Origin of the sequence: Leptospira sp. WS58.C1, from assembly GCF_040833995.1 — a bacterium.
Lineage (GTDB): Bacteria > Spirochaetota > Leptospiria > Leptospirales > Leptospiraceae > Leptospira_B > Leptospira_B cinconiae.
In genome coordinates this window covers 3497241-3510631 of record NZ_CP162137.1, presented here as the reverse complement: position 1 = coordinate 3510631, position 13391 = coordinate 3497241, and the positions used below count along the sequence as shown (strand labels likewise).

General features: G+C 41.8%; 11 protein-coding genes. 6 read left to right on the top strand and 5 right to left on the bottom strand.

Annotated features, from left to right (window positions below; genetic code table 11):
• Positions 1–45: 45 nt before the first annotated feature.
• Both AB3N61_RS16170 and AB3N61_RS16165 read right to left on the bottom strand, forming a co-directional pair.
• Positions 46–1311 carry an acetyl-CoA acetyltransferase gene (locus AB3N61_RS16170; protein WP_020769382.1) on the bottom strand — a complete coding sequence of 422 codons (1266 nt, stop codon included), beginning with the start codon at positions 1309–1311 and terminating at the stop codon, positions 46–48.
• 18 nt (positions 1312–1329) lie between these two features.
• Positions 1330–2640, bottom strand: a complete 1311-nt coding sequence (locus AB3N61_RS16165) for a 3-hydroxyacyl-CoA dehydrogenase family protein (protein WP_367898087.1) — start codon at positions 2638–2640, stop codon at positions 1330–1332.
• A 401-nt stretch (positions 2641–3041) separates the two neighbouring features.
• On the opposite strand from AB3N61_RS16165, the gene amt reads away from it, so the two are divergent.
• The 6 genes from amt to AB3N61_RS16135 all read left to right on the top strand — a co-directional run bounded on the left by amt (position 3042) and on the right by AB3N61_RS16135 (position 9073).
• Positions 3042–5141, top strand: a complete 2100-nt coding sequence (amt, locus tag AB3N61_RS16160; protein ID WP_036089243.1) for an ammonium transporter — start codon at positions 3042–3044, stop codon at positions 5139–5141.
• 148 nt (positions 5142–5289) lie between these two features.
• A complete protein-coding gene (locus AB3N61_RS16155; RefSeq protein ID WP_020769024.1) occupies positions 5290–5553 on the top strand; it encodes a hypothetical protein in 264 nt (87 codons plus the stop codon).
• Positions 5554–6726: a hypothetical protein gene (locus tag AB3N61_RS16150; protein ID WP_367898086.1), complete on the top strand. Its 1173-nt coding sequence runs from the start codon at positions 5554–5556 to the stop codon at positions 6724–6726.
• Positions 6727–6738: 12 nt separating this feature from the next.
• Positions 6739–7275 carry a metal-dependent hydrolase gene (locus AB3N61_RS16145; protein ID WP_367898085.1) on the top strand — a complete coding sequence of 179 codons (537 nt, stop codon included), beginning with the start codon at positions 6739–6741 and terminating at the stop codon, positions 7273–7275.
• A 90-nt stretch (positions 7276–7365) separates the two neighbouring features.
• Complete coding sequence (locus AB3N61_RS16140; protein WP_367898084.1) at positions 7366–8880, top strand: hypothetical protein; 1515 nt, start codon at positions 7366–7368, stop codon at positions 8878–8880.
• Entirely contained in the window at positions 8864–9073 is a 210-nt protein-coding gene (locus AB3N61_RS16135; protein WP_036089242.1) for a hypothetical protein, read from the top strand. The genes AB3N61_RS16140 and AB3N61_RS16135 overlap by 17 nt, the downstream gene beginning before the upstream one ends.
• A gap of 83 nt (positions 9074–9156) precedes the next feature.
• Here the strand turns inward: AB3N61_RS16135 and AB3N61_RS16130 are convergent, their stop codons facing one another.
• The 3 genes from AB3N61_RS16130 to AB3N61_RS16120 form a co-directional block, all read right to left on the bottom strand.
• Entirely contained in the window at positions 9157–11163 is a 2007-nt protein-coding gene (locus AB3N61_RS16130) for a M48 family metallopeptidase (RefSeq protein WP_020769415.1), read from the bottom strand.
• Positions 11164–11329: 166 nt separating this feature from the next.
• Positions 11330–12199 carry a heme o synthase gene (cyoE, locus tag AB3N61_RS16125; protein WP_020769244.1) on the bottom strand — a complete coding sequence of 290 codons (870 nt, stop codon included), beginning with the start codon at positions 12197–12199 and terminating at the stop codon, positions 11330–11332.
• Between the two features lie 5 nt (positions 12200–12204).
• Positions 12205–13143 carry a COX15/CtaA family protein gene (locus tag AB3N61_RS16120; protein WP_367898083.1) on the bottom strand — a complete coding sequence of 313 codons (939 nt, stop codon included), beginning with the start codon at positions 13141–13143 and terminating at the stop codon, positions 12205–12207.
• Between the last annotated feature and the right edge of the window lie 248 nt (positions 13144–13391).

Below are 13391 nucleotides of genomic sequence, written 5' to 3'. Positions count from 1 at the left end.
GCCCGGGAATACCGGGCTTTTCCATTCTTTTTTTGTAGAAAGAATTTATTTTCCGACTACGAACACGTAATTGGTGGTTGCTGATCCGCCGATATTGAGCATCAGTCCGTTTTTCGCGCCTTCTACTTGGTAATCACCTGCGGTTCCGGTAACTTGTTTGTAGATGTCTAACATCATTCTCACACCGGAAGCACCAACAGGGTGTCCCGCTCCGATAAGTCCACCGGATGGGTTGATCGGTTTTTTACCATGGAAGTCGATCACTCCGTCTTCGATCGCTTCATGTTCCTTTCCTGGTTGAGTGATCCCGAATGCGGAGATCGCTGCATACTCGGAAGAAGTGAAACAGTCATGAGTTTCGAAAACGTCGATGTCTTTAGTGTTCAGACCGGAACGATCGAATGCGTCTTTCACGGTTTGGCGAGTCCAAGGAAGAACCCATTTATCTCCTTTGGATTCGGCAACTTTCGCTTCGAAAGTGATGGGAGCTACTCTATGTCCCCATCCTTTGATCTTAGGATAAGCAGAAAGTTTAGTTCCCTTTTTCTTAGCGAATTCTTCCGCATAATTTTTGTTAGCAAGAACCACTAACGCAGCGCCGTCAGTTACTTGAGAACAGTCGGTGATTGCAAGACGTCCACCCACTGCCATATTGAATTCTCCACCTCTTGCGTTTGCGTGTTCATTGTTCATGAACCAAGAACGGGTTTGAGCTTTAGGGTTACGTTTTGCGTTTGCGTAATTAATTCTGGAAATTTCCGCAAGAGCGCCCATATAACGTTTTTCATCCAACTTATAACGCTCTAAAAGGACGTCTGCGAGTTTTCCGAAAAGTTTAGGGAATGGGAATTGGACTCCCTTCGCTTCTTTTTCGTAATATGCTGCGGTTCCTAAGAAGTCTCCCCCTACGGAAGAAGAAACAGTCTTCATGATCTCCATACCTACAACAATCGCTACATCATAATCTTTGGAGCGAAGTTTGGTTTGAGCCGCATCTAAAGCGACGGATCCGGAAGCACAAGCTGCTTCGTAACGAGCGCCTGGAACTCCGAAGAAACAAGGATCAACTTCAGTTAAAAAAGCGCCCAGATGTCCTTGGACTGCATATTGTTCCGCGTCGAAGTTTCCTACGAAAACACCGATACGATTTTGTTTGTTTAACTTTTTGATTTCGTCGGGAGTAAGACCAACTTTTTCTAGTCCGTCTTGAACGGCTTCCCTGAACAAGGACATGAAGGTTTTTCCTTCTTTAGTCCAGTTACGTTGGAAGTCTGTTTGTTCTCCGCCGAGTACGTAAACTGCATCTTTCATGTAATCTTTCCTCCCTTATTATCCTTTAAAAAGAGAACGAGCGTCTAAAACGTCTTTCAGTTGATAGAAAGGTTTTCCCGCTTTCGCTTTTGCCAATACATCCGGAACAGGAAGTTTAGCCTTAGTGATTAGACTGATTGCTTCTTTTGGTCCGCCTAAGAAGTCTACGAATGCGGATGCTGGAGCCCAGTTAAATCCGGTTCCCATTGCAAGGTCGCTCATTTCTTTGGTTTCTACAACTTCTCCCACGATAGAAAGAGAGTAGCTTACGTAACGAGCTATAAAGTAACGAGCAATGTCCGCTTCCAAACCTTTCGCTTCTTTTACGATATTCATTGCGCCGATATAATCAGCTTCGCCGATCCTGCGGTTCGCTTCTTTGATAAAAGGAATATCGAATTTAGGCACCGGAACATACAGGTCACCTTTGATATCGTAATATAATTTTTCCTTTTTACCGTCAGGAGTTTTAGTCATTTTATAAAGACCTTGTCCGGACTTTCTTCCTAAGTCGCCTTTATCGATCAACTTCTGGAAATAATCGGGAAGTTTGAAGGTAGAATGTGCAGCGTCTTTAGTCATCTCATAGAGGTTGTCTACGATCGCCTTGTGAACATCCAGACCGACGAAGTCCGCAGTGTCCAGAGGAGCCATTGCTCTTCCGGTATAACCGCTCATGATCGCGTCGATAAGTGCAATACCACCTTTGTCGGAATATTCTTCCGCTTTGATAGCAGCTTCGTTGATTAACTGGAATCCGATCCTGTTACCTGCGAATGCCGGAGTATCATTCGTATAAACGACGGCGCGTCCCAGAGTTTTATCCAGGTATTCTCCCAGTTTTTTGGTAACTTTTTTATCGTTTCCTGCATGAGTTACCAATTCGCAGAGGATCATTTTATACGGAGGGTTGAAGAAGTGAGTTCCGTAATAATGTTTTTTACCGTCTTCGTCGAAAGCATCCGCTAAACGAGCGATAGAAAGACCGGAAGACACAGTGGATACGATCGTGCCCGGTTTACGAGCCTTAGCGATCCTTTTGTTGATCGGTTCTTTTACTTCATAACTTTCTGCAACAAGCTCGAAAACCCAATCGGATTCGGAGACAGCTTTTTCCAGGTCTTGGTCATAAGAACCGGGAATTAATCTAGGACGGATTGTGTCCGTTTTGATGGAAGAAATAGCTTTTTCGATCCCTTCTTTAGCTTTGTTAACGTCACGGGCTAACATATAGACTTTTGCCTTACCAAAAGCTGCCACGATAGCTGCGGATCCGGCGCCCATTGTCCCATTTGCGCCAAGAACGGTTACGGTTTTGATTTCCCTCATGGAATTATACCAACATCTCGGTTTTTGTAGAGTTAATCCTTGTTTAAAACAGGCTTTTTAGAGGGAAAGGCTTTTTTCTCCTTCGAAGCCCCTGCTTTAGCCGTTATCTATAAGACTTTGTAGAACGGTCGTTACGTTCGAAATAAACACTGTTCTTCGAAAAAAACGAATTTTCTCTCGAATTTTAAGAAGTTTCGGGGTTTGGAGAAGGGCCCGTAATGCCTTTTACGATTAAAACTCATTTCAGTGGGGGAGGATTTTTGGGGTATTTATCATCCTCTTTGTTACATTATTATGAGTTTTCCCGCTTGCGTCTTGTTAGATTAGATTAAAATGATTCCGATAATTTAGATTAATAAGCGAAACAATTGTAGCAGGAATCATTCGGGGGAACCTTTTCTATGATCTTAGAAAAGAGCTTACTAGATATACTTTGGGTCTTGGTATGTTCAGGACTGGTACTCATTATGCAAGGCGGTTTCCTTGTATTAGAATCCGGACTTACTAGAGCCAAAAACTCAATTAATGTCGCCATTAAAAATATTGCGGACTTCGGAGTAGCCACTCTCCTTTTTTATACGTTCGGATTCGGGCTTATGTTCGGAGTCACATGGAACGGTCTCATAGGAACTTCTTTATTTGCTCCTGTGTTTCCGGAAGGTAAGGCTTGGCCTCCGACTTTTTTCTTATTCCAGCTAGTGTTCTGCGGAACTTCTGCGACGATCGTTTCAGGAGCAGTTGCAGAAAGATTAAAATTCCATTCTTATTTATTCGCCACAGCTCTGATCTCGGGTTTGATCTATCCGATCGCCGGTCATTGGTGTTGGGGAGGAAGTATGACGGATGAAAGTCTTGGTTGGCTGGCTGCTAGAGGATTTCATGACTTCGCAGGTTCCACTCTCGTCCATAGCGTGGGTGGTTGGGTGTCACTTTCTCTTCTGCTTGTAGTGGGTGCTAGAATAGGAAGATTTCCGGAGAATGAGGAACCCAAAGCAGTCACCGGAAGTAATCTCCCAATGGCGATGTTAGGTGGAATTCTCCTTTGGTTCGGGTGGATGGGATTTAATGGAGGGAGTACTTTAGCTTTTAATGAAAAAGTTCCGGGCATTATACTGAACACTATCATCTCTTCCGGATTCTCCCTTATGGTAGCGATGTTATCTGCTTGGTTGATTAAAGGATTTCCGGAAGCGACTGCCCCATTGAACGGTTCTTTGGCCGGTTTAGTCGCCGTCACTGCGGGAGCGGATTGTTTTACTCCGATTCAATCTGCGATCATCGGTAGCATAGCGGGTTCCTTAGTTCTTCCTGCAGAAAAACTTTTAGATAAACTGAAGATAGACGATGCGGTGGGAGCTATCCCCGTCCACTTGATCGGAGGGATTTGGGGAACGATTGCTGTGGGAATTTTTGCGGATCTGAACCTGATCGGTCATAATGTCACAAGAACTTCCCTTCTTCTTACCCAAGTATTGGGTATACTTTCCGTGGGTGGATTTGCATTCGGACTTTCTTTGCTGATCTTTTACCTGATTAATAAATTTTTCCCTCTCCGGGTAGATGGGGACGAAGAAAGAATGGGGCTAAACATTTCGGAGCATAAGGCTACTACGGAGCTGATCGATCTATTCTTAGCCATGGATTACCAGAGAAAGACCGGGGACTTGGCAGTGGATGTTCCTGTGGAACCGTTTACGGAAGTAGGTCAGATCGCTGAACGTTATAATTTAGTTTTGGGAACAGTACGTTCTACACTTGCCGACAATGAAAAAGCAAGGGCGGAAATTGCGGACGCGTATGAAAAGGTGCGTATCGAGCAGGATAAGGCGGAAAAATTACTTCTGAATGTCCTTCCTCACTCCATCGCACAAGAGCTGAAGGCGAATGCCGGGCTTATCGCGGACAGTTATCCGAAAGTTTCTATTCTTTTTGCGGATATCGTGGGTTTCACTAAACTTTCCGCAGTGATGAGGCCCGAGTCCGTAGTACGACTCTTAAACGAAGTGTTCTCTCACTTCGATATTCTGGCAGAAAAGTACGGTTTGGAGAAAATTAAGACGATTGGAGACGCGTATATGGCGGTAGGGGGCCTTCCTCTACCGAATGAGGCGCATCCTTTGCTTGTCGCTCATATGGCTTGGGATATGAAGGAGCTTCTTTCCAAATTCAAACTCAAAAAAATGGGTACGAAACTGCGTATGAGGATTGGGATTAATACGGGTCCAGTAGTTGCAGGTGTCATCGGTACGAAAAAATTCATCTACGATATCTGGGGAGACGCAGTAAATCTTGCCAGTCGTATGGAATCTCACGGTGTTCCGGGAGAAATTCAGGTTACAGAGTCCACTGCAGAACTCATTCGATCCGATTTTGCTTTAACGGAAAGGGGAGAGATCAATGTGAAAGGAAAAGGTTTAGTCAAAACCTTCTTAATCAGCCATCGACTACGTTCTCCTGAAGAGAGATTTACCGATCTAGGATACTCATTCAGCGCAACTTAGAGATAGAAACGAAACATTATGAATCGTTTTAGATTGCTTTAACGAAAGAAAATGAAAAAAGGTTTTACTCTTTTGGCTCTAAGTCTTACGAGTGGAAATTTACTCTAGGAATAACGGAAAGATTCCCCAGATACAAGGAGTATCTACCATGGTAGCTAAGAAGAAAGCAAAGAAAAAAGCCGCACCGAAGAAGAAAGCGGCAAAGAAGAAAGTAGCGAAAAAAAAGGTCGTTAAAGCCACTAAGAAAAAAGCAGTTAAGAAGAAGACTGCGCCTAAAAAGAAAGTAGTTAAGAAAAAAACTGCTCCGAAACCGGCGCCTCGTCCTGCTGCTCCAGTTGCGACCCCAGAACCTACGCCTGCACCAAGCCTGTTCCCAACCGGCGGTTCCGGCGAAGGAGGGAGCAATATCTAATTGCTCTTTTTTCTGAGAAAACTGGTCCCGCTCCCTATTGGGAGCGGGATATTACTCCGCCTTCTACTTTTATTCCTATTTTCTAGTTCCCTATTCAGCCAAAACTCTCCTCCGGTTTACGCAAAAGTACTCTGCGTTAACTCTTCGGAAGGTTGTGAATGTAAGTTTCCTGAAAAGGAGCAAAGTATCCGTGTATTTCACGGAGAAGCCGTTATTTTAGAAGATCCATTCATAAAGTCCGAACAATCAAAGATACGTCGCTCTAAGGATTCCTGTATCTATCCAAGGGCAAATTTGAAACCCCTTGCTTACCAACATACATTTCGGCCCATGCAGACCACTTTGGATCATTCTCCTAAACCTTTAGAAAGGTTTCTCTCCCAAGAAGACCTGGAACGTTTGTCTGAATTCCAACCTACAAGTTTAGGAACCTATTATCCTACCTATTATCATTTGGCATTGGAAGAAGCTTTTCCTGGAACGGAGGTAGCGGCTTATTCTCCTTCCGGAAAAGAGATCGGCAGAGCGTCCGCTACATTCTTAGAACAAGTGCGCTGGGAAGGAAGTGGGATCGCAAAGGATGGAAAGAAGTACCATTTCGCAGGAGAGGGAAAATACGAGCTCTACGATCTGGAATGGGGTTGGGGAGCAGGATACAATTATCAGGTGTTTCCTTACAGAACCTTGGCAGTAAGTTTTAAGGATCTTTGCGAGAAAATCGGGTCTAAAATTTTTTCCTGCAATAAGTCAAAGGTCATCGGCGCGTTGGCGTTTATTCCCAGGATCAAAGAAAAGAGGATCAAAATGCAGAATGGTAAAAGCCACGACGGTTATTTCTGCTTGAATGATACGGGATCACCTCTGTACATCCGAGACGATAGAATGGATATGTTTGTAGGAGTTCACGGAGGAGGAAGTCCTTACCAGCCTCAGGAACTCTCCAGGAACCTGTTCTTAGACGCAGGCATCCACCCTCTTTATCCTTCCGATTGGAAATTATATAGTTCCGAAAAGGAAAGATTTTGGTGTCCTAAGGAAAAACTTCCCCGAAATCCTTTCTCACCTTCCGAATCGGAATGCAAATTGGATTATCATGCCCAGGCTCCTGAGAAGGGAATGGAGATGAGGATCTTTTTCCGTAAAGACGGGAGTTTGGTCCGTTGTAGGACTTGAAATAGATTAATAATGGCTACAATCTTTTCCCACCCAGCGGTTCCAATTTCCCTTTTCTTCTTTTTCGGAAAAAAAAGAATCCCGGTCTTACTTGCGATTTTTGGAATATTTTTCTCTGTTCTTCCAGATTTTGACGTAGTCGCTTTTAAATTCGGGATCCCGTATGAAAGCGATTGGGGCCACAGAGGATTTACTCATTCTATTTTATTCGCGCTGGTAATGTCCTGCATTGTGGCATTCTTCAAGATCAAACTGAAAGTAAGCTGGCTTACTCTCTTTTCATTTCTTTTTGTATCTACGGTCTCTCATGGAGTGTTGGATGCAATGACCACAGGCGGTTTAGGAGTCGGATTTTTGATACCTTGGAGTTCTGAAAGAACTTTCTTCGAGTTCAGGCCGATAAGAGTTTCTCCAATCGGCCCTAGGAATTTTTTTACTGCAAGAGGATGGGTTGTGATCCAATCGGAACTTTTGTATATTTGGGTCCCGGCAATTTTGGTTTCAATTGTGGGAATTGGAATAAGGTGGTTTATTAGAAAAACTGAATAAGAATTCCGATCTAATCGTAAAAAATAGCTTTAAATTTTTCAATTACGGGCGATATTTTATTAGAACGTTATTCGTCCTTTTAATATCTCTATGATAAAGCTGAAATCTTTTTCTTTAAATGACTGGAAAGCACAATTCAAGACTATTATAACAGATTACCCTGGTTTTTCGGTTGGCGATTTGAATGTAAAACAAGGGTTTGAGCGTTTGGAACAGCTTTGGCTGGAAATTAAAGATGAAGCGATTGTTGTCTTTGAATATCCTTATGTAGACCCCCTTTATAGAGATAGCTATTATACATATTATTCCGCAAAACATAGAAGATATGAAAGAGATTGCATTAGGATTCATTTCTTTAATTCTTCTTCAGTCTCAGATCCAGCTGACGGTTCTAAATCATATTTTGGCTTTGTTGTATTGCGACCAACTCCACATCGTTTATTGGGGAGAAGCCATATATCTCCGGAGCTTATGAAACGGAGAGAAAATGCAGAGATATGCTTATCCGAAGTGAAAGTCCAAGTGAGAGGAAAAATTATTTCAAGCGTAGGTTTTCCTTATTCTTCACAAGATTCTCATACTCATACTTGTGCAGAAACTTGTATTTGGTCGGTAATGGAATATTTTTCTCAAAGATATAGAGATTATATTCCAGTCTTGCCTTCTAAAATTCGGAAGGCCCTTGAATCTACGTATCCTAGAAGAAGTCTCCCTTCTGAAGGTCTTACCTCATTACAGATTTCTCGTGCACTGAAAGAATTCGGCTTTGGCAGTATGATTTATAGTATTGGAAGTTCTGAAAATCAAAAGAAAGTCTTTTATGAAACCATATATACTTACGCAGAATCCGGCATACCGCAAATATTAACTGTAAATAATGAAAATATATCTCATGCAGTTGTTTTAATTGGCCATGAAGTTAGATCAGTCGATTCAATTAATCATGCAAACTCCGAAAAATTAAATTTATATAATGGCCAAGAAGTGGATATAATCGACACAGCAAGCATTCCCGGAAAATATATTTTCCAAGACGATAATCATACTCCTTACCAGTTTGCAATGATTGAAAATCCGTTCGAATATTATCAAAGTAATAGTCAGTTTCAAGGAGCGCATGTAGTAAATACTGTAGTTCCTTTGTATCCGAAAATTCATTTGGATGCGATTCGGGCAAGGACTCTTGCAAAGGCAGTTTTAAGGGATAGACGATTTGGTCTTGAGCCAATAAAAGAGCAAGGCCCATTTACTTTTCGATTATTGCTGACGTCCTCAAAATCATGGAAGGGCTTTTGGTTTCCTTTAAAGGATAAATTCGGAAAGTTAGGAAAAGTGTTTTTAGAATTAGCTTTACCGAAGTTCATTTGGCTTGCTGAAATTGGCCTTAAGGAACATTATATATCAAATTCTGATTCGGTAGTAGGCCGAATTCTTATGGATGCTACAGGAGATGAATCATTGAGATCCGTTCTAGCAATACAATATACGAATTCATTATTTTTACTTGACGACCCTTCAAAACCTCAAAGGCTTGAAGAGAGTTTCCCTCCTTCCGTAATGTATCGGAATAATCTTAAAGGAGCTTGGAATGCCTGGAAACACTGATCCAATGGATATGCTTTTTACTAGCGTTATCGAAGAAGCCAAAAATGCCGGAAAGATTAAGGATATTGAACTGGAGGAATTATCCTCGTTAGCTTCTTTGATATATAAAGATATGGAAGAATCTAGAGCTGAATATAAAAATTATTTATCCGAGTCAGAGCGTTCTGCTGGCTCAATAATCATAAATTCTTAATATTTAAAATTAAGAATTTATGATATAGTAAAGCCAAGCCTCGAAAACCTTTCGAGGCTGATTTTAAAAAATCTAAATCAACTTCACTGAACCACTAAAAGGTCAATCTTTCCCCGTTTATTATACTTCACGAAAGCTTTTCCTTTTTCGTAGTAGTCGTGATATTCGCCTTGTTTTCTGAATTTAGAACCCAAAAGTTTTTCCGCAGCAGGTTTAGAAGCGCCTACCGTGATTCCTTGTCCTAAACCGGGGCTAGCATCTCCGACTACATTCACTTGCACTACCGTTCCCATATCTAAAATAAAAGCGGTCTCTTTGTTATCGTATTCGAAATATTCCAAACCGCTTTTTTTATCCGTTTTGATACGTGTAGGTTTTCCCCAGTTTTTTAGAAGATCTTCTAACTTGTCTCCAGGGCCGACGCCACCCACTTTAAACGCATTCACTTCGTTTGCAGGAGTAGGAGCGGTCAGTTCGATGGAATGGATCTTTGCTAATACTTTTGCCCAACCGGAAGTGGAATCGTAATTGGTAAGATAATAATTTGCAAGTCCTTTGGATTTGGGATCCACAGCCGAATAAGATTCTACCAATGCGATATTCAAGATTGGAGTAAAGTTCTCATAGATATAATCCGGATCTACTTGTTGTTTCTGAGCGGTGGATTGCCCGATCGTTCTTAAATACTGAGCGATCTGAGGATTGTTTCCGCTCTGAGAAGCAAGAGTTCTGATCTTTTGATCGATGGACAAGGCGAGACGATTAAAAAGTTCTTTAGCTTCTTCCTTTTTGTCCGTCCAGAATAGAACGACACCCAAGTTATTTGCTAAGGAAACGGTTCCTTCGGCTTGGAATGCTTTGTTGGCAATGCTAACAGCTACGTCTAGATCTTTTTCGTCGGCAGAATACGAAAGTAATACTGCATAGTTGGAGAGGAAGTACGGATCGTCCGTTTTTACGATCACTTCTCTGTATGCTTTGAGGGCACGATTATAAGCGGCCTCGTTTCCCGGAATGATCCTCATAACTGCACGTTTACTCTTATCCGGAGGAAACACCATATTATCTCTGAAAGACGGCATGTCCAAAACCGGTTTTAATTTTAATTCTTCATTGGAAGCGGTTGCCATCCAGATCTTATGCATACAAACTGCGAGTGCTTTACTTAAATAAGTATTTTCCGGAAACTTTTTAAGTCCGTCTTCTAAATTCGATCTGGCATCGTCTAAATTTCTTCCCAGTTGAATATCATCGAAAGTTTTTTCCATCTTAGCCAAGAAGCTGTACAGTTCTTGTTTATCCGTTTTGAGTCTGGACAATCTCTCATTCGGAGAAGGGTGGCTGGAGAAATAATGAGAGCCGATCAATTCAGGTCTGGTTTTATCCGCTTTAGAAGCTGCTAATGCTTCTTTATAAGATTGTTCCACTTCGTTCAAAGTTTGCAGAGTGATCAGCATAAAGTCTCCGCCGTAACCTGCCTTATCCAGTAGAAACAAGCCCGTTTGGTCCGCATCCAACTCTTGCTCTTGTGAAAATTTGCTATTTTCTAAGAATGCTTTTCCGGACGGTTCATCCTTGAGTGCATAAAACTTTTTTACACTGTTAAAAACATGTCTGTTATAGAAGTGAGCTAACTCGTGGGACAATACTCCTGCTATATATCTTTCTCGATGGAAGTCCAACTTTTGAGCTGCATCCGCTTCTTTTTGTTTGATGATCTCATCGAGTGAATCTAATGCACCTGAATGAATACAAAATTGCCCGCCCGCCATGGCAAATGCATTGAAACTTCCTTCCTTTACGATTTTGTAAACTAAAGGAAAAGGAGGGTTGCCGGAATTTTTGGAAAGTTTGCCGAACGCTTTGTCAATAGGCTTCTTCCATCCTTTATGATCCGTAAGCACAGTCTTTGACTTGATCAGATTTGTAAACTGCACGTTACTTTGTCTTACTAACTGTGCATACAATTCCGCGTCGAATTCTCCCGGTTTGTTCTGAGAAAAAATCGGAGAGCCCGAAAGTGAAACTAAACCTAAAACAGCCAAAAGTTTCAGGACATAAGGACGAACCGAGTAAGAAAGATTGATCATGGGAAAAACCTCTGAGGAGAGAAAACTATACGCTCTTAAGCGACTGTCAACTCTGAAAGGTTTAAAAAACGGAGTGAAATTTTTTGCTCGAAAATGGGGGTTTAAAGTAAAGGAAATTTTCTCCTAAATAAATTATATCCGAACCGGATTTGGAAAACTTCTAATTTTAGGCAGGGATGGAATGATCGATTAGGATCAAGATATTGATTAAAAATAAATGCAGAATGCTGAAAAAGAAAAATCCTCTGGCGAATTTAGGCTCAGGATTCTGGAACAATTTTACGGAAAGATAAAGTATAGATATACTCAGCGCCACGGAAGAGACCATATACAACCAACCCATGGAAGGTTCCGCCCAATAGAACGCGATCACGGAGCCGACATACAGAACGGTGTAAAACAGAATAGAGCGTCCGGTCTCCTTCACACCTTTTACAACCGGTAGCATTGGAAAATTTGCGTCGCTATAATCTTCTTTTAAAAAGATGGCAAGAGCCCAGAAGTGAGCAGGTGTCCAAAGAAAGATCATTAGAAATAAGATCCAAGCCGGCAAAGGTAAAGAATTACTAACGGCTGCATAACCGATTAGAGGTCCTACACAACCAGCCACTCCCCCTATTACGATATTCTGATGTGTTCTGGGTTTTAATAATATGGTATAAAGAAAAACATAAGCGAGAAGCGCCGCAAATGCGCATATCGCAGTCAGAAGATTTGCAAAATAATACAAGATCCCGAACGCAGCAAAAGTCATCGCGAATCCCACGATCCAAGCTTGAGTGCCGCTGATCCTTCCTGCAGGGATCGGACGATTTGCAGTCCGTTTCATTTTAGCGTCCCTATCTTTTTCCAAGATCTGGTTGAAGATAAAAGATGCGGAAGACATCAAAAAGGTCCCAAGCATGGTCATAAAAACCAGAAGGGTGCTCGGAGCCGAAGAAGAGCCAAGATATAGACCAGGCACAGCTGTTGCTAACACTAGGGAAGTAACCCTAGGTTTGATCATCTGATTCCAGTCTGAAAGAAAATTATTCATTCTATTTAAGAAACCTTACTCTTAGAAAGCTCGGAAGCTCTTTGGACCCAAACCGCATAAACGGATAAGAAAAGAAGAATGGCCACTCCGGTATGTGCAGCAGTCACTAATTTCGGGAGTTTCATATAGACGTTTACAACTCCCAAGCCGATCTGTATGATCAGAAGAACGATCGCCGTTTTCACGTATTTTTTGGTCTCTTCCGAAAATCCCTTGAATATTCCATAAAGGTTTATTAGAAGAACGTAAAATGCTACTAGATATGCACCCAATCGATGTTGCACTTGGATTTGTATTTTAGGTTCTGGAACGGAAGGGATCCATTCTCCGTTACAGGTCGGGAATTCCAAACAAGCAAGACCCGCGTAGTTGGAACTTACTCTTCCTCCCAAAATGATTTGGAAGAATATCAATAAAACTCCGATCAATAGAGGGATCTGGTCCTTTTGCAATAAACTTTCTTTGGTTAGAAATTCATTCGAATTTGGGAATTTTGTAAGATTGCGAGCCTTGAACGTAGCTGTAACGATACAAAGTAAGAACAGAATAGCATTCAATAAGTGAAGATTTACGGTCGCAGGATCCAAGGAAAGAAGAACAGTCAAACCGCCCAAGGTTACTTGAGAAGCAATCAACAAGATCCCTAGTATAAAATAGCCCAGGAAAGGTTTCCTTAATTCGGGAACGATTGCAGTCCAGATCGTGCCGGCGATAAGAACAATTCCTAAAAATCCGGAATAATATCTATGTCCGACTTCCATAAAAATATTAAAATCGAAGTCCGGAAAAATTTTACCGAAACAAAATGGCCAATCGGGGCATGCGAGTCCGGAATCAGTGGCTCGGACAAGCGGACCATACAACAAGTTTAGAAAAATTAAAACCGAATAAATGACGAGAAAGAGAGAAAACTTTCTAAAATGAGAATAAGTAGAGGCGATCATTCTGTTTTTTCGGAGAATCCGAGCTCTCCTTTACCATACTTGAGCGCGACTGATTTGGGGCAAGAGATTTGATATTTGAAAATTGAAAGGTTCCATTTTGATCTGAGACTAATTCTCATGCAATGTACATTCGATGATTCTAAAGAACGAGCGTTCTGCTATCCCGACCTAAGGATAGAAGCTTTTTATGTCGGTTCTAAACGTCTGAAAGGTCTGAAAAGCAAAAACGCTTTCAAAAAAAGGACAGG

Excerpts from the sequence above, each read along its gene's own strand:
- AB3N61_RS16135 (WP_036089242.1), top strand. The coding sequence starts at position 8,864 with ATGCCTGGAAACACTGATCCAATGGATATGCTTTTTACTAGCGTTATC.
- AB3N61_RS16145 (WP_367898085.1), top strand. The coding sequence starts at position 6,739 with ATGGCTACAATCTTTTCCCACCCAGCGGTTCCAATTTCCCTTTTCTTC.
- AB3N61_RS16120 (WP_367898083.1), bottom strand. The coding sequence starts at position 13,143 with ATGATCGCCTCTACTTATTCTCATTTTAGAAAGTTTTCTCTCTTTCTC.
- cyoE (WP_020769244.1), bottom strand. The coding sequence starts at position 12,199 with ATGAATAATTTTCTTTCAGACTGGAATCAGATGATCAAACCTAGGGTT.
- amt (WP_036089243.1), top strand. The coding sequence starts at position 3,042 with ATGATCTTAGAAAAGAGCTTACTAGATATACTTTGGGTCTTGGTATGT.
- AB3N61_RS16155 (WP_020769024.1), top strand. The coding sequence starts at position 5,290 with ATGGTAGCTAAGAAGAAAGCAAAGAAAAAAGCCGCACCGAAGAAGAAA.
- AB3N61_RS16170 (WP_020769382.1), bottom strand. The coding sequence starts at position 1,311 with ATGAAAGATGCAGTTTACGTACTCGGCGGAGAACAAACAGACTTCCAA.
- AB3N61_RS16130 (WP_020769415.1), bottom strand. The coding sequence starts at position 11,163 with ATGATCAATCTTTCTTACTCGGTTCGTCCTTATGTCCTGAAACTTTTG.
- AB3N61_RS16140 (WP_367898084.1), top strand. The coding sequence starts at position 7,366 with ATGATAAAGCTGAAATCTTTTTCTTTAAATGACTGGAAAGCACAATTC.
- AB3N61_RS16165 (WP_367898087.1), bottom strand. The coding sequence starts at position 2,640 with ATGAGGGAAATCAAAACCGTAACCGTTCTTGGCGCAAATGGGACAATG.